The sequence below is a fragment of the Hyphomonas sp. genome (assembly GCF_016125515.1).
Classification (GTDB): domain Bacteria; phylum Pseudomonadota; class Alphaproteobacteria; order Caulobacterales; family Hyphomonadaceae; genus Hyphomonas.
In genome coordinates, this window is record NZ_WGLO01000006.1 from 36,021 (window position 1) to 57,591 (window position 21,571).

Sequence of the window (21,571 nt, forward strand, 5' to 3'; positions counted from 1 at the left end):
TTAGATGTCCTTCAGGACCGAAGCCGGCTTGAACGCCGCCGAGGTTTTCTCGGGGATCTTGATCACTTCTTTGGTGGCCGGGTTGCGGCCTTCACGGGCGTTGCGCGTCTTCGCGACAAACGTGCCGAAACCAGCGATTGCAACTTGTTGGCGACTCTTCACGGCGCCTGCGATGGTGTCGAAAACAGCGTCAACGGCCTTGCCGGCGTCGCTCTGGGACATGCCACATTCCTGTGCCACCGCTTTGGTCAGTTCACCCTTGTTCATAGGGGTTCTCCTCTAGATTAAAATGACGCTTGAACGCCATAGCCGCGACTTACCCACGATTCGACTCGTGTGGATACGCCGGAATCCCAGTAGACACGGGCTAAACGCCGAGAATCCAGCCCTCTTCGCCGGTAATCAGGCAGATCTGGTCCCCGGACAGCGATTTGCCTGTGGAAAACGCGGCGCCGAGGGCGCTTTTCTCGTCCAGATCCGCGTAATGACGGGCAATCTGGCGGACCTGGGCCTCGTCGGCCACCTCGCCTTTTTCGGGCTTCGGCTTGACCAAGGAGGGGTAGATTTCCGCGATCACGACATCGATTCCGTCGAGCTCTCCTGCCGTCAGCGGGCCGCCTTCGCCCAGTTCGAACGGCCAGATACGGGCGCTCGGCCAGGCCTGCCGCAGGGCATGAACATGCGGAATGCCGGTCAGGCTTTGGCTGCCGACCGATCCTGCACCGTAAAGTTGCCAGCAGGACTTGGGTGATGCGCCGGGAATTGAGCGCAGATGCTGTTCGGCCAGGCGGAATTCGGCGACCGGCTTGTCATCCGTGAACTCTGGCCGCGAGGTCGACAGGGTGGTGGCCTTGTCGGCCGGCGGGGTCCCCCAGAAAGGGAATGGCCCTTTAGAGATCGTGTAGTTCAGGCCCGCGGCAATGGCGAAGCGCGGACGCGAGTTGTTGTCCGGCTTGTCCTTGTAGCGTGTGGCGAGATGCGCATACATCGCCGCCCAGGGCGCCTGTTTCGACGTATCAAGGCCGAGCGCCTTTGCCGTGCCGGCCGGATAGCCGAGCGAGAAGTCGAAGCCGAGCAGCACCTTGTCGCCGCGCTTGACGAGCTTGGCGACCATGTCCTCAAGGAACGCGCGTGCCTTCAGGCGCGTGTCGATGTTCACCGCCTTGAACTGCAGCTTCAGGCGCGCGTCCTTGATCAGCATGCCGATCCAGATCGAGTTCGGACCGAGCGCAGGTTTCGCAGCCGCGCTCCAGTCCACCATGATGTATGCGTCGAACAGGGCCATGGTGTCTCAGGCGAGTTTGACCAGCATCTTGCCGGTGTTGGCGCCCGTGAAGAGGCCCAGGAAGGCCTCAGGCGCTTTTTCGATACCGTTCATAACGGTCTCTTCGAACTTCATCTGGCCGCTGGCAATCCACTTCGCCATGTCGGCGATGAAGGCGGGTTGCATGTCGGCATGGGTCGACACGATGAAGCCTTGCACCTTCAGCTGTTTGCCGACGGCCTGGATGATGTTGTGCGGGCCTTCCGGTTTGCCGGTCTCGTTGTACTGGGCGATCATTCCGCAGAGGGCGAACCGCGCGAGCGGACGGGCGCATTCGATAGCGGCTGTCAGGTGATCGCCGCCGACATTGTCGAAGTACACGTCGATACCTTTGGGTGCGGCCGCGCGCAGGGCGGCGACAAGGCCGTCAAAGCCCTTGGCCTGCTTGTAGTCGATCACATGATCGGCGCCGAGCGACTTGACCAGCGCGCACTTGTCCGCGCCGCCGGCCGAGCCGATGACAGTGGCGCCCTTGATCTTGGCGATCTGCACGACGGTCGAGCCGACCGCGCCGGCAGCGCCGGATACGAACACGGTGTCGCCGGCTTTCAGTTCCGCCACGCGCAGCAGGCCGGCATAGGCTGTCAGGCCGGGCATGCCGGCGACGCCGAGGAAAGCGCTTTCCGGCAGGCCGGTCGCCGGCAGTTTCTGCACGGCAGCGGCTTCCGGCTTTGCGGTCCAGGCCGTGCGCCAGCCGAAGAAGGAAGAGACGAGATCGCCGACCTTGTAGTCCGGATGGGTCGAGGCCGAGACGCGTCCGACCGCGCCGCCCTGCAGGGTTTCGCCGATCTGGAAGGGCGGCACATAGCTTTCGCGGTCATACATGCGGCCGCGCATGTAGGGGTCGACGGACATCCAGGTATTCATGACCTGGATTTCACCCTCGGCCGGTTCCGGCACATCGACGGTTTTCATCTGGAAGTCCGCCGTCTTCGGCATGCCGACCGGTCGCTGCGCGAGGGCCCATTCGTTCGAAGTAAGCTTGGCCATATCCGTCTCCTTATTGGTCTCTAGTTGTCCGTCCACATGGACTGCCATCTGCTGCGTGTGAAGGGGTGGCCGCGAAGAATCCGGCCTGAAGGCGGGTCTTGCGGGCCTGCGCTTAGGGTGTCATTGCGGAAGGCAAAAGGGATAGGACGGGCATGACGAAGTTGAAAGTAGGTGTCGCGGGCGCCGGTGTTTTTGGAAACTACCACGCCCAGAAGGCGGCCGCCTCACCGCATGCCGACCTGATGGGCATCTTCGATGTCGACCTCGAGCGTGCCATGCGGCTGGCCGATGCTTTCGGCACCAAAGGCTACAGTGATTATGCGGAATTCCTGAAAGTCTGCGACGCGGTCGTCATCGCCGTGCCAGCTACATGGCACGAACAACTCGCGCGTCAGGCGATCGATGCGCATTGCCATGTGCTGGTCGAAAAGCCGCTCGCGTTGTCCGGCCTTGCGGCGCGCGACCTTGCCGACGAGGCCGCGGCGCGCGGACGGATCCTGCAGGTCGGCCATCAGGAACGTTTCGTCGCCAAGGCGATGGGGGTGCTGGCCATTCCGGAAACGCCGCTGCTGGTGGAGTCCGTGCGCTCCGGCCCGCCGGCGCCGGGCGGGCGGGCCGGCGACGTGTCGGTGATCTGGGACCTGATGATCCACGACCTCGACCTCGCCGCCATGCTGCTCGGCCGCGAGTTCACGCATGTGGAAGCAACCGGCCGGCGTGTGCACTCGCCCCATATCGACGAGGCCGAAGCCGAGTTCGACTATGCCAGCGGCGGCAAGGCAAAGTTGCGTGCAAGCCGCGCGGCAGATATCCGTGAACGGACGATGCGTGTGGTCTATCCGTCCGGCGAAATCGACATCGACTTCCTCACCCGCAAGCTCAAGAACACGACGCCCTACGAAGTGCGCGTCGATATTGCCGCCGACTTGCCCGATCCGCTCGGCGCCGCCGATGAAGGTTTCTACGCCGCTTGCCTTGGCCTTGCGCGCAGCCCGGTGCCGGCGCACGGAACGGTCGCCGCCGTGATGATGGCAGAGGCTGCAGAGGCCGCTGTGCTCGCGGGTGTGGATTAGGCTTCGGCCTGAAGTCAGGTGCCGACGATCTCGCGGTAGACGGCGCGTTGGCCTGTGCGCGTCTCGGACGGTGAGACGAGTTTCACCAGTTCCTTCGCCACCGCCTCGGGCGTGGGCAGCGTCATCGGGTCTTCGCCCGGCATCGCTTCGGCGCGCATGCCGGTGCGGACTGCGCCGGGGTCAAACAGGTTGACGCGAAGGGCCATGTTCTCGTGCTCGTCGGCCCATGCCTTGACCAGAGATTCAAGCCCGGCCTTGGACGCCTGGTAGGGGCCCCAGAAGGCGCGTGGACGCGGCACGACGCCGGACGTGACGAACACCGCCCGCGGCGCGTCCGACCGGTGCAGCAGCGGACCGATGGCGCGGATCAGGTGGGCGTTGGCGGTGAGGTTCACCTGGATGGTTTCCTCGAAACTGCGCGGCCCGCACGTCTCCAGCGGCCCGAGGGTTCCAAGCAAGCCGGCATTGGCGATGAAGCCGTCGAGGCGGCCGAACTTCTCGCCGAGCACCTTGCCCAGCGTTTCGATGCCTTTGGTGTCCTTAAGATCCATCGGGACGAGCAGGGCCTCGGAGCCGAGCGCGCGGATCTCGTCATCGAGCTTTTCGAGCGCCGCCTTGGAGCGCGCGAGCGCAATCACGAGATCGCCCTGGCGGGCAAGCTCCAGCGCAGCAGCACGGCCGATGCCGCGCGAGGCGCCGGTGACGAGAATGAGGCGTTTGGTCTGGGTCATGGCGCGGCGTGTAGCGCGCCGCTCAGACGTCGTCCAGCAAGGAGAGCTGGCGCTCCTTGTCGGCCTGGTCCTGCTGGTAGTCGACCAGCGGGGTCGGGTATTCGCCGGTGAAGCAGTGATCCGAGAATTGCGGGATCATGTTGTTGCGCAGCGGCTCGCCGATGGCCTTGTAGAGGCCGGGCACGGACAGGAAGCCGAGGCTTTCGACCTGCAGCTCCTCTACCATCTCCTCATGGGAGTGGATGGCAGCGAACAGTTCGGACTTGGCGGCCATGTCGATGCCGTAGAAGTCCGGGTTGACGATTGGCGGGCTGGCCGAACGGAAGTGGATCTCACGGGCGCCGGCTTCGCGCACCATCTGGACGATCTTCTTCGACGTGTTGCCGCGCACAATGGAGTCGTCGACCAGGATCACGCGCTTTCCTTCAAGCACCGCGCGGTTCGGGCTGTGCTTCTTGGAGATGGCGGTCTGGCGGCCGGTCTGTGTCGGCTGGATGAAGGTTCGGCCCACATAGTGATTGCGGATGATGCCCATCTGGAACGGGATGCCGGACTCTTCGGAAAAGCCGAGCGCGGCAGGCACGCCGGAATCCGGCACCGGCACGATCACATCGGCATCGGCCGGCGTCTCAAGGGCGAGTTGGTGTCCCATCCGGCGGCGTACTTCGTACACGGAGCGTCCCTGGATGAAGCTGTCCGGACGGGCAAAGTAGACATACTCGAAGGCGCAGGGGCTTGGCGGGCGGGGCGCGAAGGCGCGGAAACTCTCGAGGCCTTCTTCGGAGATGACGACGACTTCGCCATTCTCGATCTCGCGCACGAATTCGGCGCCGATGATGTCGAGCGCACAGGTTTCCGAGGCGAGCACATAGCCAGCACCGAGACGGCCGAGCACGAGCGGACGCAGGCCGATGGGATCGCGCGCGCCAATCAGTTTCTTGCCGGTGATGCCGACGAGGGCATAGCCGCCTTCGATCTGGTGCATCGCATCGATGAGACGCTCGACGAAGCGCTTCTTCGGGCTGCGGGCCACGAGATGGAGGATGACTTCGGTGTCCATGGTGGACTGGAAGATAGCACCGTCCTTGACGAGCTGCTGGCGCAGGTGGCGCGCGTTCGTGAGGTTGCCGTTATGGGCGACGGCGAAGCCGCCGAGCGCCAGATCGGCAAAGATGGGCTGGATGTTGCGCAGGATCGGGCGGCCCTGCGTGGAATAGCGGTTGTGGCCGATGGCGGCGTGACCAGGCAGGCGCTGACGCAGGTCACCGCCGAAATGTTCGCCGACGAGGCCCATGTGGCGTTCTGAGTTGAAGCGCTTACCGTCGAAACTGACGATGCCGCAGGCTTCCTGGCCCCTGTGCTGCAGGGCGTGCAGGCCGAGCGCAGTGAGCAGGCTCGCTTCCTTGTTTCCGAACACGCCGAAAACGCCGCACTCTTCGCGTGGCTTGTCGTCATCATTGTCGAAATAGGCCATCGGAAGTTCCGACTCGCTTTGGGGCGCCGCTGCCCGGTCGGGATATAGTTCGGTTTTCCCCGGGGCGAAAGGGTAGAGATGTGACGGATTTGCCCTGACGTGCAGAAAGTCCGCTCAGAGCATCCGCGACGGCGTCAGTTCCGGATGGATCACGAGCACATCGAACAGCGAGTCGGGCGGCACCCGTGGAACTTCGCTCGCTTGCGGCTCGGGATGAGCCTTTGCGCCGTACCATTCCATGCCGATCGGCGTCTCGCGCCAGTCGGTCACCATCGAATTGTCCGGCAGGGTTGCCAGGTCGAACCACGCAAGCTGGCCGCTCGCTTCGGTCAGCAAGGCATTCAACGTATCCGGGCGGGCGGTGCGCTTCAGGGTGATCGGCGCGGCGTCGGGTGCGGCGTCCGGCGGAACGGCGAGGAAGGTGGCTTCGGTGAATTCCTGGATCAGGGCGGCGTAGCCTTTGCCCAGCGCCTCGCGCAGCACGGCGCCCGATGGAATGTATCCGGCGCCCTGACCGGCGGGTCGGCCGCCTTGAACATGGATGTTGTGCCCCCAGAGCGCAGCCTTGTCCGGTCCGGCGAGGCTGAGCACGTTCTGCGCCATGAACACGTCGCGCCGGCTCCAGTATTCGAGGTTCGCGCGGGACATGTCGCCGTCCGAGGTTTCGTATTCGAAGGCATTCAGGCCCTGCCAGGCGCGGCGCGCCGTGAAGGCGGCATTGTCTAGCCCCACGCGCTGGAGCTCGGCCTCGAGCATCCGGCAGGCTGCTTCGGCTTCGAAGCGCTGGGCGGAGCTGATCGTTTTCAGCATCAGGTCGTGGCGCGCGGCTTTGGCCTCATCGGTCAGGATCGGTGCCAGGGCGACCGAAATCGCATCGGCCGCACCGGAATCGACCGTGGCGAGCGCGGCAAGCGCGTCCGCCGCATCAATGCTGCTCGCCTGGCAGTCGATGCCGACAAGGCGCACGGGCTGGTCAGCGTTCACCGCGTTCCAGCCGCGCAGCCAGGCCAGAAGGTCGGCCATCACTTCGGTCTTCAGCACGTTGAAGATCGGCGCCTGCTTCACCGCTTCGGCCGCCAGCAGGCCGGTCGGCAGGGCAGAGGCGTAGATGTTCAGCTGGTCCGTGCCGGTGCGGTTGGCTTCCACCAGGATAAGGCGCAGGCCGTGGTTTTCGACCATGTCCTGCACCAGCAGCGATTTCAGCAGCGCGTCCTGGTGCGAACCGTGCGTGGCTTCGCCGAGGCCGACGATCTTCGCCTCGGCCAGGCGGCGGGCGAAGGCGGTGATGCCGGGATCGTCCGGCACGAGATGACGGATGGGCACGGCCTGCGCCGCCAGAAGGCTCGCCATCGTCGGCCCGCGCACGGTTTCCACAGGCTCCACCGGCACCGGCGTCGCGCACGCCGCCAGCAGACCGGCAGAGGCGGTCGCCAGCAGGAAATTGCGGCGGGAGAGCAGGGCGTGGCGATCTGGCAAGTTCGTCCTCACCTCAAATGGGAGCGGCTGCGAGAGTAACCCGCGCCGCCAAGGCTTCAAGTTCAGTCGCCTGACGCGGGTGTATGCGCCCTCGCGCTCTCGCTGGCCTCTCGCGCCTCGCCGGTGACCGCCTTGGCGGCCGAGGCGAGGATCGGATAGCTAAAACTGTCATGGATGAAGGGTGGCACGCGCTCATCTTCGAAGCCGACGGTGAGCAGCACCGCGAAGAACACAAGCGCCACGCCGCCGCGGATGATTCCGAAGACGAGACCGGCGATATGGTCGAACAGGCCGATCTCGCCGTTCGACATGATCGATTTCGACAGGCTCTGCCCCAGCGCGGCCACGATCACGTAGACGATCAGGAACGCGCTCACGACGAGGATGATGTCCGGCGCCAGCGGGTGGCTGCCGGGGGGCAGCAGCTCGGCGACGGTGCCATGCAGGAATTTCCGCGCATAATAGGCTGCGGCCAGGGCCCCGATGAACGCGCCCAGTGTCGCCAGTTCGCGCAGGAAGCCGCGCGCAAAGGCCATGATCGCCGAAACGATGATGACACCCAGCGCGATGCCGTCAAAAGCGGAAATGTTTTCAAGCATTTGCTGCGTCCGGGGCGAGGAGGTCGACGAGCGCGATTAGCCGTGCAATCGGCGTGACCGTCAAGGCGCCCTCTGCCGCAGGGCTGCTATCCGGGCCATAGGCGCGCTGGAACCCGAGGCGGGCGGCTTCCTTCAGGCGCTGGTCCATCCGGGGCGCGGCGCGTACGGCACCGGAGAGCGCGATTTCGCCGAAGAACACGCTGCGCGAGGGCACCGCATTGCCGGCCAGGGACGAGAGCAGGGCCGCTGCCGCTGCCAGATCGCCCGCAGGTTCGGAGATCCGGTAGCCGCCGGCGACCGAGAGATAGACGTCCATGCCCGCGAAATTCAGGCCGCAGCGCGCTTCCAGCACCGCCATGATCATCGCGAGGCGCCCGGCATCGAAGCCGATCACGCTGCGCCGGGGCGTTCCGAACGGGCTTTTGGCGACCAGGGCCTGCACTTCGGCCAGCACCGGACGCGAACCTTCCATCGCCGCGAAAACTGCCGTGCCGCCGCCGGGCTCGGCCTCGGCGGAAAGGAACAGCGCGGAGGGCTCCTTGGCGGGCGTCAGGCCAAGGGCGTGCATCTCGAAAATGCCAATCTCGTCGGTTGGTCCGAACCGGTTCTTCACCGCCCGCAGGATGCGGAACTGGTGGCCCCGCTCGCCCTCGAAGTAGAACACGGCGTCCACCATGTGCTCGACCACGCGGGGGCCGGCTATCGTGCCTTCCTTGGTGACGTGGCCGACGAGCACCAGCGCGGCGCCGGACTTCTTGGCCCAGCGCACGAGTTCCTGTGCGCAGGCGCGGACCTGCGCCACTGAACCGGGCGCGGCCTCCAGCGCGTCGGACCAGAGCGTCTGGATCGAGTCGATCACCACGAAGCCGGGATTGGCGTCCTTGAGGGCCGTAAGGATGCGGCGCAGGTCCGTTTCGGTCGCCAGCTGCACCGGCGAATTGGCGACCTTGAGCCGCTTTGCGCGTTCCTGGATCTGCGCTGCGGCTTCCTCGCCGGAGACGTAGACGGTCTTCACGCCGTTGCGCGCCAGCCGCGCCGCAGCCTGCAGCAGCAGGGTCGACTTGCCGATGCCGGGGTCGCCCCCGATCAGCGTGGCCGAGGAGGGCACAAGGCCCCCGCCGAACACGCGGTCGAGCTCGTCCACACCGATGACCACGCGCGGCGGTGTGTCGGTTTCGGCATTCAGGGCGATGAATTCGGTCTTGGGCCCGCGCTTCGCCGTTGGAGTCTTTTCGGCTTTCAGCGCGCCGGGAGGCGCGCTGACGGCTTCTTCCACCAGCGTGTTCCACTCGCCGCAGGCCTCACAGCGCCCGGCCCATTTGGCATGTACAGCGCCGCAGGACTGGCAGACGAAGGCAGAGGTCGGAGCTTTGGCCATGGGGGATGCGATACCCGTGTTTGCAGCGCCGATACAGTCTCAAATTCAGTAGATGATTCAAGGCTGAATACCTTCCATTGATCGATGGGAACCCCTCCATGGCACGCGGTTGCTGCCGCGTTCGCCGGGATCAGGCCGGCACATCTTGAGGGTCAGCCGCGACCGGTTTGCCGGCCGTCCTGGCTGCGCGCCGTTCAATGTCGGCCGCAAGCTGCAGGCCGATCCGGTCGAGATAGTCCGCGTGCTCGGTGCCCATCCAGCGGTCGCACCAGGTGAAATAGAAACCGTAATTTCCGTCGGCACGCGCGTGGTGCATGTCGTGGTGCGTGACCGTAGTCAGGCAGCCGAGCACCGGGTGGAAGACCCAGGTGCGGGGAAATAGTTCGTAGCCGCAATGCGCGGTGGCGTTCTTGAAGATCATGACCGTCATCACCGTATAGAGCGCCAGGCTATGGATCGGCAGGATCAGCAGCAGCACCGGTATGAACATGTAGTTCACGACCGCTTCGCCGGGCGCAAAGGAATAGGCCGTGAAGGGCGTTGGGTTGTGCGAGCGGTGATGCGTCATGTGGAAGGTGCGGTACAGCCGGCGCAGGTGCATCAGCCGGTGGGTCCAGTAGAACCAGGCATCATGCAGAACGATCGCAACGGGGATCGACACCAAGAACCAGACCCATCCGTAAAGGCCGATATCCTCATACAGGCGGAAAACACCGCGCGCGCCCAGATCGAAGATCACCACATCCAGAGTGACGAACACGAGGATGGTGATGAAGGAGTTGCGGAGCTCGTCGCGGACCTGTTTCATCCGGTGCGGGGTGGTGCGGATCTTCCGGGACTTCAGCATGGGGGCAAACAGAACCCAGACCAGCCCGAACACGGATAGCGTGCCCATGGCGTATCGCATGGCCTCAAAGCTGATACCGTTCAGGAAGCGGGCCGGCAGGTGTGCAAGAAATTCCAGGAAGGGGTCCATCTGTCTCTCCGTTCATGCGCCGGGCGGGACGCTCCGGGGCTGGACGCCAGGCATTCCAGAATGCGGCGCTGCGGTCTCATCGCAGTCGGAAAAGACGCCGCGATTTCGAAACTGAAGCTGTTTTTCTGGAAGTGATCAGGTTTCGGTGAGGCGCGCGGCCCTGAATTCGCTGGGCGTGACACCCTCAGCCGCGCGAAAGGCGCGGTTGAACGGCGCCAGGGACGCGTAGCCCGAATCGAGCGCGATGGTCAGGATGGGCAAGCGGGCCTGTTCGGGGTCTGAAAGCACGGCTTTGGCGTGGGCAAGGCGGTAGCCATTGAGGAAGCCGGAGAAGTTGCGATGCCCCAGCGCCCCATTGATCAGGGCCCGCAATTGGTGTTCCGGCACACCGACGCGGGCGGAAAGGGCGCCGATCGTGAGACCGGGTTCGAGATAAGCGCGCTCGGTTTCCATCAGGTGCAACAGCCGTTTGTACGTGGCGGCGTCGCGCGGATCGACCGCTGGCTCCGTAGGCGCCCGTTCGGCGGGTTGTTCGAACCGCAGGTGCAGAGGCTCCAGCCGCAGCAGCCACATGCCGCCCCACAGCGCGAGGCCGCCCACGACGATGGCGAGCACGAAATTCGCGATCTCCGAATCCGGCCCCCGGAACAGGTTGTCCGCCAGCACAGTCATCAGCGTGCCGCAGGCGATGGAAAGCGCAAACCAGAAGCGCACCTTGCGCCGGCGTTCGACCAGGTCTTCCGCCCGGCCGGCAAAGGCTTTCCAGACGACATGAACAATCATGGAAAGACTGATCAGATCGATCACGGGGTCCAGCGCGGCAGGCGCGAAGGTCGTCAAGCCGAGGGTTGCCAGCCGCCACACAGCCAGCAGGAGGACGAGCAGGACCATGCCGCCCCATTCGATCGGGCCGGGCCGGAAATCGTCGTCGAACAAGGCGAGGCCCAGCCACCAGGCCAGCGGGATCGCGGTCGTGTCGATCAGGCGCAGCACCACATGCACGGGAAAGGGCAGGAGGAGACCGGCCGGCGCGCTGCTGAGCAGGACAGCGGCGCAACTGAGACAGGTGACCGAAGCCAGCAGCACGGTGCGGGAGCCGCGCCCGTCGCGCAGACCCAGGAGGCCGATCAATACCAGCATGCCGATCGCGGGATACCGGATCAGAACATCAGCAAGGGTCAAGGCGCCAGCAGGGTCCATGGCGTCTGGTAGAGCGCTTTTGCCGCGCGGAAAAGCCGGAACGCTGGCCACTGACCGGCGTTCCGGTTAGACCGTGCCCATGAAACACATCGCGATCATCGGCGCAGGACCGGCCGGGCTCATGGCGGCCGAGGTGGCGCTGGAAGCCGGCGCGCGGGTCGATATCTATGACGCGATGCCCAGCGCGGGCCGCAAGTTCCTGATGGCCGGCAAGAGCGGCCTCAACATCACGCACTCCGAAGACGAGGCGGTGTTCCGCACCCGCTACGACGCGCCGGACGCACGGCTGGCAAAAATGGTGGAGGCGTTCGGGCCGTCGGACATCGTGAAATGGATGGCGGGCCTCGGCATCGAGGCGCATGTCGGCTCGTCGGGCCGGGTATTTCCGGTGGGCATGAAAGCCTCGCCGCTGCTGCGCCGCTGGCTGGCGCGGCTGGGTGCGGCGGGGGCAACGCTGCGCACCCGTCATCGCTGGACCGGCTGGGACAGCGAGGGCGCGCTGGTCTTTGAAACGATGACGGGACAGGTGAGCGTCCAGACCGATGGCGTTGTCCTTGCGCTGGGCGGGGCGAGCTGGCGCCGGCTGGGCTCGGATGGGGAATGGGCGAAGATCCTCGCCTCGAAGGGCGTGGCGCTGGAAGAATTCTCGCCATCCAATTGCGGCTTCACGGCAGACTGGTCTGCCAAAATGCCGCCGCTGGCGGGCGCGCCGGTGAAAAATATTTCTTTGTCCGCTCACGGACAAACTGTGCGCGGCGATTTTGTGATCACACGGTCCGGCATCGAGAACGGCGCGGTCTACCCGCTGGCCGCCGCCTTGCGGCGTGACATCGCGGCGGATGGCCGGGCCGTGCTGACGATCGACCTTCTTCCGGGAACGGACGAAGCAGCGCTCATTGTGCGCCTTGCCGCAGCCCATCCCAAGGACTCGATTTCAAACCGCCTGCGCAAGGCCGCGCGGCTGGACGCGGCGAAGATCGGCCTCCTTAATGAAGTAACCCGGGGCCAGCTGCCGAAAGAACCCGAGGCCTTGGCGCGCCTCATCAAGGCGCTGCCTTTGGTTCTGGCTGGCACCGCGCCGATGGATACCGCCATCTCCACCGCCGGAGGCGTGCCCTGGTCGGCGCTGGATGACGGCCTTCAGCTGAAGGCCTTGCCGGGCGTCTGGTGCGCCGGCGAGATGATCGCTTGGGACGCGCCCACCGGCGGCTACCTTCTGACTGCGAGCCTTGCGACCGGGCGCGTCGCGGGACGGGCGGCAGCGCGCTAGTCTGGTGTTTCCGCCGCAAATTCGGCTTCCAATTCTTCGACAATCGGCGTGGCGGCTTCGACCGCTTCGGCGGCGGCGAGCACGTCGGCTGCTGTCAGGCCCTTGCATGCGAAGGGCGCCACACCGTCCGGCATCTGACCATTGGTGAGACGCACCGCGCGGGCCGTGCCGCGCGCATTGCCCGCAGTGAAGGCGAAGGTGCCCTGCAGCACATCCACATTGCGCTGGTAGAACGGGATGTAGCCCGAGAAGAGCCGTTTGGAGATCGTCGGCTTGAATTCAAACCGGCCGGTGGAGGCGCGCTTTGCGCCTTCGAAACGGCCGGTGAGACTGACGGAATTGATCTCCTTCGTGCCGACCAGGCGCACCGGGAAGCGCGCCGAGGGCGGAATGGCCGCGAAGGCTTCCTCGGTCTTCTCGCCATCGCCGACGACCGGCGCCGAGAGCGGATCATCCGACAGGAACACCCGCCAGGCGAGGTGCAGGCCTTCATAGCGCGTGAGGTCGGCGGCTTCGGTGCAGGTGTCGATCTGCCATTCGCCGTCGAGCCGAAACTTCTCGTATTGCAGCCACCCCGTGAAGGCGACCGAGACGGCCGTGAAGGCTACGGAAGCGTATTTGATGAATTCCAGCATGGCGTGTCCCCTCACACAGGCCGGGAGGGTAACCCCGATGAGCGAGGATGGGAACCACTAAGCGTGCAACCGGACAGTTCTAAATCGCCGGCTGGATCGGGCCTTCGGCGCGTCCGTTGACGAACTGGTCGACGTAGTCATTTTCGCTCTGGTAAACGTCGCCCGCCGGACCGCGCCAGATGATCCGGCCTTCGAAGAGCATGGCGATCTCGTCGGCGACTTTGCGGGCGCTGGCCATGTCGTGCGTGATCGTGACGGCAGCGGCGCCGAGGCCGCGCACCATTTCGAGGATCAGGTCGTTGATCGCATCCGCCGTGATCGGATCAAGCCCGGTCGTCGGTTCGTCGAAGAAGATCAGGTCCGGCTCGGAAATGATCGAGCGGGCGAGTGAGACGCGCTTCTGCATGCCGCCGGAAATCTCGGCCGGGTAAAGCCCTGCAACGTCCGCCCCCAGACGAACCTTCTTCAGGGTCTCGATGGCGCGCTCTTTCGCATCTTTGCGCTTGGTGCCCTCGGTATTGATCAGGCGGAAGGCGACGTTTTCCCAGACCGTCAGCGAGTCGAACAGCGCGCCGGATTGGAACAGCATGCCCACGCGGGCGCGCATCTTCTCGCGCGTCTTGCCGGTCGCGTTGGTCACGTCTTCGCCGTCGAAAAAGATCTTGCCCTTGTCCGGCGTCATCAGGCCGAGGGCATTTTTCAGCATCACCGATTTGCCGGAGCCTGACCCGCCGATGACGACGAGGCTCTGGCCCGGCGCCACATCGATATCGACGCCGCGCAGAACCTCTTTGTTGCCGAAGGACTTCGTCACCCCTTCAAGTTTCAGCAGCGATCCGCTCACAGGCCAATCTCCACGAACAGGGTCGACATGACGTAGTTGGTTGCCAGCACCAGAACGGCCGCGCCGACCATAGACAGTGTCGCCGCGCGGCCGACGCCGGTCGCGCCGGCCTGGCTGCGGTCGCCCTGGTAGCACCCCATCACCGCGATCACGCCGCCGAACACGACCGCCTTGATCACGCCGACGATGATGTCGTTGCGGGTGATGAAATCGACTGTGTTGCGCAGGTAGACCGTTGAGTCGAAACCGAGGCCGTGCACGCTGACCAGCCAGCCACCCATGACGCCGATGATGTCGGCGACGATGACCAATGCAGGCAGGGTCAGGAGAGCCGCGATGAAGCGCGGCGCATAGAGGTAGCGGTAGGGCGAAGCCGACAGGGTTTCGAGCGCGTCGATCTGTTCGGTCACGCGCATGGCGCCGATCTCGGCGGCAATACCGGCCGACACCCGGCCCGCCAGCATCAGGCCGGTGATCACCGCGCCCAGCTCGCGCGAGATACCCAGCACCACGATGTTCGGCACGAACTGTTCCGCGCCGTAGCGGCTGCCACCTTCATAGATGTTGAGCGCGAGCGCCGCGCCGATGAACACGGCCGACAGGCCGACCACGGGCAGGGAGTAGAAACCGATGCGCACCATCTGGCGCAGGATCTCGCCGCCATACCAGCGCGGTGTGAACGCTGCCATCTTCACGCGGCCCGCGAAGACCGCGAGCCGGCCGATTTCGGAGAACAGACCCAGCGTCACGCGGCCGATGATTTGGAGAGGGTTGGTCATGCGGCCTCAGCGATAGTTGCGTTGCACGCGAGGGCCAAGCCCGGTCAGCAGCTCATAGCCGAGTGTGCCGCATGCTGCCGCCTGCGCCTCCAACTTGGCGTGCTCACCCAGAAATTCAACGCGCGAGCCCGGTTTGACGGATTTGGGCCCGTCGGTGACATCCAGAGTGACCAGATCCATGGAAATCCGCCCGGCAACCGGGCAAGCGACGCCGTCGATCCAGCCCTTCAGCTTGCCGGAGCCGGCGCGCGGCAGGCCGTCGGCATAGCCAATGGCGCAGGTGGCCAGCAGCCGATCCTCGGTCAGCGCATGGGTCGCGCCGTAGCCCACGCTGGTGCCTTTCTGGCCCGTGAACAGGCTCAGCACGGTCGCTTCCAGCACGACGCCGGGCTTCAATTCCACCCCGGCGGGCGGCGTTGACCCCCCATATAGCGCGAGACCCGGACGGGTGAGGTCAAAGCCGAAGCCTTTGCCGAGGAAGCAGCCGGCGGAGTTCGCCAGGCTGGCCGGTGTGTCCGGGAAGGCGTCGGCAACCTCCTCGAAGGCCCGGCGCTGGCGCAGGTTCATCGGGTGCTTCGGCTCGTCCGCGCACGCCAGGTGGCTCATCACAAGAACCGGCGCGAGGCGCCGCAGGGCCGTCGTTTCGGTGTCCACCAGGGCTATCGGCAGGCCAAGCCGGTTCATGCCGGTATCAACATGGATTGCGCAGGTGCCGCGCGCGGCCGTCGACCAGAGCTTCAGGTGCAGCTCGCTCGACAACACGGCGGTCAGCTCCGCATCGCGATAGGCGGCGAGCTCGCCCCGCATCGGCCCGTTCAGCACGAAGATTCGCGGGCCCCGACCCACCGCCTTTCGCAGGGTCAGGCCTTCATCGAGATAGGCGACGAAAAAGGTGGAACAGCCTGCCACTTTCAGCGCGCGGCCGATCTTGGTGGCGCCGAGGCCGTAGGCGTCGGCCTTCACCACGGCCGCCGTGGTCGCGCCCGGATGCAGGGCATCCAGGGTGCGCCAGTTGTCCACAATGTTGGACGTCAGCACGGTCGCGCGGGGCAGGAGGCTCATGCGATCAAGCGCTAAGCGAGATTCCGGCGGATGTCATCCCGGCTATTTCTGCTGTCCGTGATGGGCGAGCCAGGCGGTGCCTTTCAGATTCCAGACGGGCGTGAAGAACACCATCCAGGCGATCAACAGGATCATGCCGCCGGCCGGCACGACGGCGATCTTCTGCGGGCCGAACACGTCCACCAGGGCGCCCATCAGGGCGGCGCCGAACGGTGCGCCCGCCATGAAACCCAGCTGGTAGATGGACAGGACCCGGGCGAGCTTCGCCTTGGGCGCGGAATCCTGGACGATCGAACGGCTCATGGCGATCGAGATGCCGGCGGCAAGGCCCCAGACGAACACGATGCCCAGGAACATCCAGTGCGGGATCGTGCCCATCATGGCAAGAATCGAGACCGACGCGATCAGCTGCGCAATAAGCAGAAGGCGGCCCTGCCGCTTGATCCGCCTGAACACTGCCAGCACGGCCGAGGAGACAAAGGCCCCCATCCAGAAGGTCACGAACATGTCCCGGATGCCGGACGAGCCGAAATGGTACACGTCGCGGTTGATGATCGGCAGCACCACGAGGAAGGAGCCGATGACGAACACTCCGACGCCGAACATCAGGCTGGTCATGGCCCAGAGCTTGGGGTCGGCGCGCACCGCATGCACGCCGTCCATGATATCGCCGAGGGTTGAGCCGAGGCCGCTGCGGCCGGTACGGACCTGGCGTCCACGCGCAAGGAACAGGGCAAATCCGGCGCCGCTGGCGAGCGCGATGGCCTGTGTGATCAGCAGCGCCTCGGCCGAGATCGGTCCGATGCTGAACCCGCCCAGCCAGGGTGGCATCCTGGTCGCTTTGTCGGCATATCCGGCAAGGATCAGGCCGACGATCTGCGCCAGGAACTGCGCCATGGTCGCCAGTGTCACGCCGAGCTGCAATGTCACGCCGGAGCCGACCCGCATCCGGCGGTCGACGACCTCATTCACGATCGAATCCCGCGCCGGCATCATGAAGGCGCCGATGGTGCCGATGGTGAACGCGTAAACGATCATTGCCGGATAGCTCAGCGCATCGCGCGCCAGTGTCAGGCCGAGGAACAGGGCCGGCACGGCAGCCAGAAGGTGCAGCAGGATCAGCAGGCGCCGACCGTCGGCGCGCTCGGCCACCACACCGCCCAGCAGCAGGAAGATCACCGAGGGCAGGGACAGCGCCATGTTGGCCAGACCGAGGGCCAGCCCGTCGAGGTGGAGGTGATCGCGGCCCGTGATCAGGTAAGGAAACAGAACCAGTTGCAGGCCGAAGGCGACAAACCAGCTGCACTGGACGGCAAGGTAGGCGGGCAGCTCGATCTTCACGCCGCGCCGCAGGCGCTGGGCCCGCCAATGCGTGGCGCTGACCAGAAGGCTGGCGCCGGCGCCGAATGCACCGTCGATGCCGCTGACCGGGGAGACCACGGTGTCAGCGGCTTCCTCGGCCATTTCGTCGACGATCTTCTCGATGTCGCCGTCCATTCGGTGGTGCTCCAACCCATTGCGCCCGGACAATAGGTAGACGGTCCGGCCAAGGGAAGGGCCGTGGCCCGGTGACGCGCAGTGACTGCGCTGAGCCTCGTCGGTTGCCTTGGGTTGGACGCGCCGCTAATCTGCCCTTTCCAGATCAGGCGTCCCGGAGGCCCCTCCCATGAGCGCATTCCGCCTATTGGCCAGCTGGTTGCTGGCCCTCGCGCTGATCGCCTTCTTCCTTCATGTGACGCTGCATCCGTGGCCGAACCCGGTGGCGGGCTATATCAAGTTCTACGATGCGCCGGGCGAGAATCTCTTGTTCTCGGCGCTGGCCGAACGCTCCGGCATCAGCCTGTTCGAGCCGGCCGGCCGGTTCGTGTCCGGCATCATCGAACTGATCGCGGCGCTCCTGTTGCTGTTGCCGATCAGCCGCCGGATCGGAGCGGCCATTTCCGTCCTTTGCCTTGGCGCCGGCGTTGCGCTGCACCTGTCGTCTTGGCTCGGCCGCGAGATCGCCCTGCCGGAAGGCGGAACGGATGGCGGCACGCACTTTCTGATCTACGTCATTTTCCTGGCGCTGGCCCTGCTGCTGCTGGTTGTGCACCCGACCGAGCGCAGCCGGTATTGAGCGGCTCGCCCGCCCGGCGAAAGTCTCCAAAAATTAAGGCTGATCCACGTCTCGTTAACGTTCCGCTGCCAGATTCCGGGGTTCATGGCAGGCCGTTACTGAATGACTGACACGTCCGAGGCACCTTCGTTCAAGCCGCCCGGCGCCGCGCGCGATGCGCTGGTCCGGCGGCTGATTGACGTTGTAGCCCTGCCGGGCTCGCGCGTTCCTCCGCAGGACCGCTCGATGGCGGGCGACATCCTGCTCGACATGCTGCTGCACTCCACGGACCGGGAACGGGCCCTGTGTGCGTCGCGTCTGGCTGTCTGCCGCGATGCCCCGCGGCGGGTCCTGCGTTATCTCGCGCAATGCTCGTTCGCGGTGGCCAAGCCGCTGCTGGAGGAGAGCGACGCGTTCGACGCCTGCGATCTCGTTGAAATTATACAGAATTCCTCGGTCGAACACCGGCTGCTGATCGCCCGGCGTCGCAATCTTTGCGTTACGGTGACCGACTGCCTCGCCAAGGTGGGTGAGCCTCAGGTGGTGCGCGAACTCCTGTCCAACCGGAACGCCCCCTTCGCCGAAGCGACAATGGACCGGCTGATTGCCCTGTCGCGGGACGAGCCGTCCTATTGTTCCATCCTGGCCGAGCGGGTCGAGCTGCGCGCCTCGCACGCCATGGCGATGTTCTGGTGGTCGGATGCCTCGACCCGGCGCAAGATCCTGACCCGTCAGGCCGCCGACCGGTCCGAAATGATTTCGCTTTGCCGCGATGTGTTCGAAATGGCTGCGGCCGAGGGCTGGCAGGACGATGTCACGCGCAAGGCTTTACAATTGATCGAACGCCGCCAGCGCAACCGTGCGGCGATAGAACGCAGCCCTTATGACAGCCTGGAAGGCGCCATTGCGGCGGCTGCCTCGCGCGGTATCGACGCCGAACTGGTGCAGGAAATCGGGTATCTGGCCGGCGTCAAACCGGTCACCGCCGCCAAGATCCTGTCGGACCTGGGCGGGGAGGGACTGGCCGTGCTGTGCAAGTCTACGGGCCTCAAGCGTGAGTACCTGAGACTGCTCTGGACGGCCCTGCGCCGCCCGCTGGAGGGGCCAGCCGGAGAGCCCGCCGCCGCCTTCCAGCACGTCGCCGAGACTTATGAAGTCCTCTCGGTGGCCAAGGCCCAGACCACCTTGCGCTACTGGAACTGGTCCCTGTCCTCGGCCTACTCGCCGGGCGCCATGCGGCGGACGCAGGAAATCGGCGTTCCGGCCAATGAAGAGGCCGAATACTCCACCTCGCAACGCACAGCGCGGCTGGTCTTTGGAAATTAGGCGTGCCACGCCAAAACTGGCTTCACATTCCCAGCACAGCCCTTTAGGTGGGGCGTTCACCATCGGGGTCGGTTCCTGAACAGAGGGGCGCAGTGGCGTATTTACTCGGTATATTCGTGGCGATCGTCGCTTTCTGGATGGGTAACTCCGGCCATTACAAGCCGTTGATGCTCGGCTTTGCGGCGCTGTCGGTGGGGCTGACGCTGCTGCTGAGTGCGCGCCTCAAGATCATCGACCGCGAAGGCGCGCCCTATGTGCGCTTTGTAGGTTTTGCCACTTATTATCCCTGGCTGTTCTGGGAGATCGTCAAATCGAACGTGGTGGTCATCAAGGCCTGCCTGCGCGCCGATCTCGATATCAATCCCGCGCTCGTGAAGGTGAAGACCACCTGCAAGACGGACCTCGCAAAAGTCACCTTTGCCAACTCGATCACCCTGACGCCCGGCACGGTGACGGTTGAGATTGACGGCGACAAACTGCTCGTTCACGGCCTGTACGAAGCCAACACTGTTCCCGAAGCGTTTGAAGAGATGGACCGGCGCTGCGCGCGCGCGGCAGATCCTTCGGAGAAAGCGTCATGACGTTTGCTGCGCTCATCGCCCTCCTGGTCGGCATGTGCATGCTGTTGATCCGTGCACTGATCGGCCCGACGATGTACGACCGCGTGCTCGCGGTGAACTCGTTCGGCACCAAGACCGTGCTCGTCCTCGGCCTGCTCGGCTATGTGATGGGACGTCCGGACTTCCTCGACATCGCGATCCTCTACACGTTGATCAATTTCGTCTCGACGATCGCGATCCTGAAATTCTTCCGGTACCGCTCTTTCCAGGTGCCGCTGGTGCGCAAGACCGATGCGCCTGCGCGCGGAGGTGATCGCAATGGCTGATTTCGTCCTGCTCGCCGGCAACACCTGGGAGACCGTGCGCTTTCCGCTCGGCGGCGCCGTGTGCCTGTTCGGAGCCATCCTCTGTGTGATCGGCACGATCGGCGTCATGCGCTTCCCGGATTTCTATACACGCCTTCACGCGGCCAGCATCACCGACACATCGGGCGCGTTTCTCGTGCTGGCCGGTATGGCGCTGATGGCACCAAGCTGGCTGGTGCTGGTGAAGCTGTTCTGCATGCTCGGCTTCCTGGTGCTGACCAGCGCCACCGGTTCGCATGCGCTCGCCAATGCGGCCCACACCGCTGGCCTGCAGCCCAAAATCGGACCGGTCGGGCAGGCGGGCCATCAGGATCACGAGGAGGGCGACCATTGACCGAAGTCATGATCGGCGGCACCGGCACCGCGCTCATCAACATCCTGTTCCTTGCCATCCTGTTCGTGGTGGCGCTGGCGATTGCGCGCCTGCGCAGCCTGTTTGCCATCGTAATGCTGTCGGGCGTCTACTCGCTCGTCTCGGCGGCCTGGTATATTCTTGTCGATGCGGTCGATGTGGGTTTCACCGAAGCAGCCGTCGGCGCGGGCATGTCGACCGCCGTGCTGCTTGGCGCAATGCTGCTGACCGCGCGCACCGCCAAGCCGGAGAAGCCGCTGAAGCGCATCGGCCCGTTCATCGTCTGCCTCGTGACCGGCGTTATGCTGATTTACGGGTCGATTGACCTGCCGGCGCTCGGTGACGCGACCTCGCCGGCGAATGCCGGTGTCGGTCTCACCTACCTGCAGATCAACTGGTTCGACACGGGCGTGCCCAACGTGGTCACCTCGGTCCTTGCCAGCTATCGCGGCTTCGATACGCTGGGCGAAACCGCCGTGGTGTTCACCGCCGGTCTCGCCGTGGCGCTGCTGCTCGGTTTCGGAGAGCGCTCGCTGGCCGAAACGCTGCGCAAACAGCCCAAGGCCGCGCCCCGGCCTGCAGCCTCCAACACGGATGGAGGCGCAGCATGAAGGGCGATCATCACATGATCCTGCGGGTGATCGCCAAGTGCCTGATCCCGCTGATCGTCATCTACGCATTCTATGTCCAGTTTCACGGCGAAGTTGGCCCCGGCGGCGCGTTCCAGGCGGGCGTGATTATCGCAGTGGCGCTGATCCTTTACGCGCTGGTCTTCGGTCTCACCGCCACCATGCGCGCCGTGCCACCCTGGTTCACCCGGTCGCTCGCGGCGGTCGGTGTGATGATCTATGCGGGCGTCGGCTTCTGGGCCTTGCTCAGCGGCGGCGACTATCTTGAATACCAGGCACTGTTCGGCGAACCGCCGGGCGAGCACCACGGCCAGCATGCAGGCATCATCATCATTGAAATCGGCGTCCTGTGCGCCGTGTCGGGCGCGATGACGACCATCTTCTATGCGCTCGCCGGGCGCGTCGCCGAAATCCGCGACGAGGACTGGTAGAC

General features: G+C 65.0%; 24 protein-coding genes. 9 read left to right on the forward strand and 15 right to left on the reverse strand.

Annotated elements, in window-relative coordinates:
- From GC148_RS05520 to GC148_RS05530, 3 genes are all read right to left on the reverse strand, one after another.
- Nucleotides 1-267 carry an HU family DNA-binding protein gene (locus tag GC148_RS05520; protein ID WP_291059146.1) on the reverse strand — a complete coding sequence of 89 codons (267 nt, stop codon included), beginning with the start codon at nucleotides 265-267 and terminating at the stop codon, nucleotides 1-3.
- Between the two features lie 100 nt (nucleotides 268-367).
- Nucleotides 368-1,285 carry a hypothetical protein gene (locus GC148_RS05525; RefSeq protein ID WP_291069428.1) on the reverse strand — a complete coding sequence of 306 codons (918 nt, stop codon included), beginning with the start codon at nucleotides 1,283-1,285 and terminating at the stop codon, nucleotides 368-370.
- 6 nt (nucleotides 1,286-1,291) lie between these two features.
- Complete coding sequence (locus GC148_RS05530) at nucleotides 1,292-2,314, reverse strand: NADP-dependent oxidoreductase (RefSeq protein ID WP_291069430.1); 1,023 nt, start codon at nucleotides 2,312-2,314, stop codon at nucleotides 1,292-1,294.
- 152 nt (nucleotides 2,315-2,466) lie between these two features.
- Here GC148_RS05530 and GC148_RS05535 point away from each other — a divergent pair, with 152 nt between their 5' ends.
- Nucleotides 2,467-3,387 carry a Gfo/Idh/MocA family oxidoreductase gene (locus GC148_RS05535; protein ID WP_291069432.1) on the forward strand — a complete coding sequence of 307 codons (921 nt, stop codon included), beginning with the start codon at nucleotides 2,467-2,469 and terminating at the stop codon, nucleotides 3,385-3,387.
- A 14-nt stretch (nucleotides 3,388-3,401) separates the two neighbouring features.
- On the opposite strand, the gene GC148_RS05540 is transcribed toward GC148_RS05535, so the two are convergent.
- From GC148_RS05540 to GC148_RS05570, 7 genes are all read right to left on the reverse strand, one after another.
- Nucleotides 3,402-4,118: an SDR family NAD(P)-dependent oxidoreductase gene (locus GC148_RS05540; RefSeq protein WP_291069434.1), complete on the reverse strand. Its 717-nt coding sequence runs from the start codon at nucleotides 4,116-4,118 to the stop codon at nucleotides 3,402-3,404.
- 22 nt (nucleotides 4,119-4,140) lie between these two features.
- Nucleotides 4,141-5,592 (reverse strand): amidophosphoribosyltransferase, encoded by a 1,452-nt coding sequence (gene purF / locus GC148_RS05545; RefSeq protein ID WP_291069436.1) that lies wholly within the window; start codon nucleotides 5,590-5,592, stop codon nucleotides 4,141-4,143.
- Nucleotides 5,593-5,706: 114 nt separating this feature from the next.
- Nucleotides 5,707-7,068 (reverse strand): erythromycin esterase family protein, encoded by a 1,362-nt coding sequence (locus tag GC148_RS05550; protein WP_291069438.1) that lies wholly within the window; start codon nucleotides 7,066-7,068, stop codon nucleotides 5,707-5,709.
- Between the two features lie 62 nt (nucleotides 7,069-7,130).
- Nucleotides 7,131-7,667 (reverse strand): CvpA family protein, encoded by a 537-nt coding sequence (locus GC148_RS05555; RefSeq protein ID WP_291069440.1) that lies wholly within the window; start codon nucleotides 7,665-7,667, stop codon nucleotides 7,131-7,133.
- Entirely contained in the window at nucleotides 7,660-9,045 is a 1,386-nt protein-coding gene (radA, locus tag GC148_RS05560) for a DNA repair protein RadA (protein WP_291069442.1), read from the reverse strand. The genes GC148_RS05555 and radA overlap by 8 nt, the downstream gene beginning before the upstream one ends.
- A 130-nt stretch (nucleotides 9,046-9,175) precedes the next feature.
- Nucleotides 9,176-10,021 (reverse strand): sterol desaturase family protein, encoded by an 846-nt coding sequence (locus GC148_RS05565; protein WP_291069444.1) that lies wholly within the window; start codon nucleotides 10,019-10,021, stop codon nucleotides 9,176-9,178.
- 135 nt (nucleotides 10,022-10,156) lie between these two features.
- Complete coding sequence (locus GC148_RS05570) at nucleotides 10,157-11,221, reverse strand: AraC family transcriptional regulator (RefSeq protein WP_291069446.1); 1,065 nt, start codon at nucleotides 11,219-11,221, stop codon at nucleotides 10,157-10,159.
- 79 nt (nucleotides 11,222-11,300) lie between these two features.
- Between GC148_RS05570 and GC148_RS05575 the strand changes: the two genes are divergently transcribed.
- Nucleotides 11,301-12,491, forward strand: a complete 1,191-nt coding sequence (locus GC148_RS05575; protein ID WP_291069448.1) for a TIGR03862 family flavoprotein — start codon at nucleotides 11,301-11,303, stop codon at nucleotides 12,489-12,491.
- On the opposite strand, the gene GC148_RS05580 is transcribed toward GC148_RS05575, so the two are convergent.
- The 5 genes from GC148_RS05580 to GC148_RS05600 form a co-directional block, all read right to left on the reverse strand.
- On the reverse strand, nucleotides 12,488-13,126 hold the full coding sequence (locus GC148_RS05580) for a hypothetical protein (RefSeq protein WP_291069450.1): 639 nt from the start codon (nucleotides 13,124-13,126) through the stop codon (nucleotides 12,488-12,490). The genes GC148_RS05575 and GC148_RS05580 overlap by 4 nt on opposite strands.
- 79 nt (nucleotides 13,127-13,205) lie before the next feature.
- A complete protein-coding gene (locus tag GC148_RS05585) occupies nucleotides 13,206-13,970 on the reverse strand; it encodes an ATP-binding cassette domain-containing protein (RefSeq protein WP_291069452.1) in 765 nt (254 codons plus the stop codon).
- Entirely contained in the window at nucleotides 13,967-14,749 is a 783-nt protein-coding gene (locus GC148_RS05590; RefSeq protein ID WP_291069453.1) for an ABC transporter permease, read from the reverse strand. The genes GC148_RS05585 and GC148_RS05590 overlap by 4 nt, the downstream gene beginning before the upstream one ends.
- Before the next feature lie 6 nt (nucleotides 14,750-14,755).
- On the reverse strand, nucleotides 14,756-15,811 hold the full coding sequence (alr, locus tag GC148_RS05595) for an alanine racemase (protein ID WP_291069455.1): 1,056 nt from the start codon (nucleotides 15,809-15,811) through the stop codon (nucleotides 14,756-14,758).
- Between the two features lie 42 nt (nucleotides 15,812-15,853).
- Nucleotides 15,854-17,308, reverse strand: a complete 1,455-nt coding sequence (locus GC148_RS05600) for an MFS transporter (RefSeq protein WP_291069456.1) — start codon at nucleotides 17,306-17,308, stop codon at nucleotides 15,854-15,856.
- 169 nt (nucleotides 17,309-17,477) lie between these two features.
- On the opposite strand from GC148_RS05600, the gene GC148_RS05605 reads away from it, so the two are divergent.
- From GC148_RS05605 to GC148_RS05635, 7 genes are all read left to right on the forward strand, one after another.
- Nucleotides 17,478-17,927 carry a hypothetical protein gene (locus tag GC148_RS05605; RefSeq protein ID WP_291069457.1) on the forward strand — a complete coding sequence of 150 codons (450 nt, stop codon included), beginning with the start codon at nucleotides 17,478-17,480 and terminating at the stop codon, nucleotides 17,925-17,927.
- Between the two features lie 102 nt (nucleotides 17,928-18,029).
- The gene (locus GC148_RS05610) at nucleotides 18,030-19,232 is read left to right on the forward strand and encodes a DUF2336 domain-containing protein (protein WP_291069459.1); all 1,203 of its coding nucleotides are present in this window, start codon (nucleotides 18,030-18,032) and stop codon (nucleotides 19,230-19,232) included.
- A gap of 92 nt (nucleotides 19,233-19,324) precedes the next feature.
- Nucleotides 19,325-19,813 carry a Na+/H+ antiporter subunit E gene (locus GC148_RS05615; RefSeq protein WP_291069461.1) on the forward strand — a complete coding sequence of 163 codons (489 nt, stop codon included), beginning with the start codon at nucleotides 19,325-19,327 and terminating at the stop codon, nucleotides 19,811-19,813.
- A complete protein-coding gene (locus GC148_RS05620; protein ID WP_291069463.1) occupies nucleotides 19,810-20,118 on the forward strand; it encodes a monovalent cation/H+ antiporter complex subunit F in 309 nt (102 codons plus the stop codon). Before GC148_RS05615 ends, GC148_RS05620 begins: the two co-directional genes overlap by 4 nt.
- Entirely contained in the window at nucleotides 20,111-20,491 is a 381-nt protein-coding gene (mnhG, locus tag GC148_RS05625) for a monovalent cation/H(+) antiporter subunit G (protein ID WP_291069464.1), read from the forward strand. Before GC148_RS05620 ends, mnhG begins: the two co-directional genes overlap by 8 nt.
- A complete protein-coding gene (locus GC148_RS05630) occupies nucleotides 20,488-21,120 on the forward strand; it encodes a DUF4040 domain-containing protein (RefSeq protein ID WP_291069465.1) in 633 nt (210 codons plus the stop codon). The genes mnhG and GC148_RS05630 overlap by 4 nt, the downstream gene beginning before the upstream one ends.
- Nucleotides 21,117-21,569, forward strand: a complete 453-nt coding sequence (locus GC148_RS05635; protein ID WP_291069466.1) for a Na(+)/H(+) antiporter subunit B — start codon at nucleotides 21,117-21,119, stop codon at nucleotides 21,567-21,569. Before GC148_RS05630 ends, GC148_RS05635 begins: the two co-directional genes overlap by 4 nt.
- Nucleotides 21,570-21,571 lie beyond the last annotated feature (2 nt).

Excerpts from the sequence above, each read along its gene's own strand:
- GC148_RS05590 (WP_291069453.1), bottom strand. The coding sequence starts at position 14,749 with ATGACCAACCCTCTCCAAATCATCGGCCGCGTGACGCTGGGTCTGTTC.
- GC148_RS05635 (WP_291069466.1), top strand. The coding sequence starts at position 21,117 with ATGAAGGGCGATCATCACATGATCCTGCGGGTGATCGCCAAGTGCCTG.
- radA (WP_291069442.1), bottom strand. The coding sequence starts at position 9,045 with ATGGCCAAAGCTCCGACCTCTGCCTTCGTCTGCCAGTCCTGCGGCGCT.
- GC148_RS05555 (WP_291069440.1), bottom strand. The coding sequence starts at position 7,667 with ATGCTTGAAAACATTTCCGCTTTTGACGGCATCGCGCTGGGTGTCATC.
- GC148_RS05620 (WP_291069463.1), top strand. The coding sequence starts at position 19,810 with ATGACGTTTGCTGCGCTCATCGCCCTCCTGGTCGGCATGTGCATGCTG.
- GC148_RS05530 (WP_291069430.1), bottom strand. The coding sequence starts at position 2,314 with ATGGCCAAGCTTACTTCGAACGAATGGGCCCTCGCGCAGCGACCGGTC.
- GC148_RS05575 (WP_291069448.1), top strand. The coding sequence starts at position 11,301 with ATGAAACACATCGCGATCATCGGCGCAGGACCGGCCGGGCTCATGGCG.
- GC148_RS05605 (WP_291069457.1), top strand. The coding sequence starts at position 17,478 with ATGAGCGCATTCCGCCTATTGGCCAGCTGGTTGCTGGCCCTCGCGCTG.
- GC148_RS05580 (WP_291069450.1), bottom strand. The coding sequence starts at position 13,126 with ATGCTGGAATTCATCAAATACGCTTCCGTAGCCTTCACGGCCGTCTCG.
- alr (WP_291069455.1), bottom strand. The coding sequence starts at position 15,811 with ATGAGCCTCCTGCCCCGCGCGACCGTGCTGACGTCCAACATTGTGGAC.
- GC148_RS05525 (WP_291069428.1), bottom strand. The coding sequence starts at position 1,285 with ATGGCCCTGTTCGACGCATACATCATGGTGGACTGGAGCGCGGCTGCG.
- GC148_RS05540 (WP_291069434.1), bottom strand. The coding sequence starts at position 4,118 with ATGACCCAGACCAAACGCCTCATTCTCGTCACCGGCGCCTCGCGCGGC.
- purF (WP_291069436.1), bottom strand. The coding sequence starts at position 5,592 with ATGGCCTATTTCGACAATGATGACGACAAGCCACGCGAAGAGTGCGGC.
- GC148_RS05600 (WP_291069456.1), bottom strand. The coding sequence starts at position 17,308 with ATGGACGGCGACATCGAGAAGATCGTCGACGAAATGGCCGAGGAAGCC.
- GC148_RS05610 (WP_291069459.1), top strand. The coding sequence starts at position 18,030 with ATGACTGACACGTCCGAGGCACCTTCGTTCAAGCCGCCCGGCGCCGCG.
- GC148_RS05570 (WP_291069446.1), bottom strand. The coding sequence starts at position 11,221 with ATGGACCCTGCTGGCGCCTTGACCCTTGCTGATGTTCTGATCCGGTAT.
- GC148_RS05535 (WP_291069432.1), top strand. The coding sequence starts at position 2,467 with ATGACGAAGTTGAAAGTAGGTGTCGCGGGCGCCGGTGTTTTTGGAAAC.
- mnhG (WP_291069464.1), top strand. The coding sequence starts at position 20,111 with ATGGCTGATTTCGTCCTGCTCGCCGGCAACACCTGGGAGACCGTGCGC.
- GC148_RS05565 (WP_291069444.1), bottom strand. The coding sequence starts at position 10,021 with ATGGACCCCTTCCTGGAATTTCTTGCACACCTGCCGGCCCGCTTCCTG.
- GC148_RS05520 (WP_291059146.1), bottom strand. The coding sequence starts at position 267 with ATGAACAAGGGTGAACTGACCAAAGCGGTGGCACAGGAATGTGGCATG.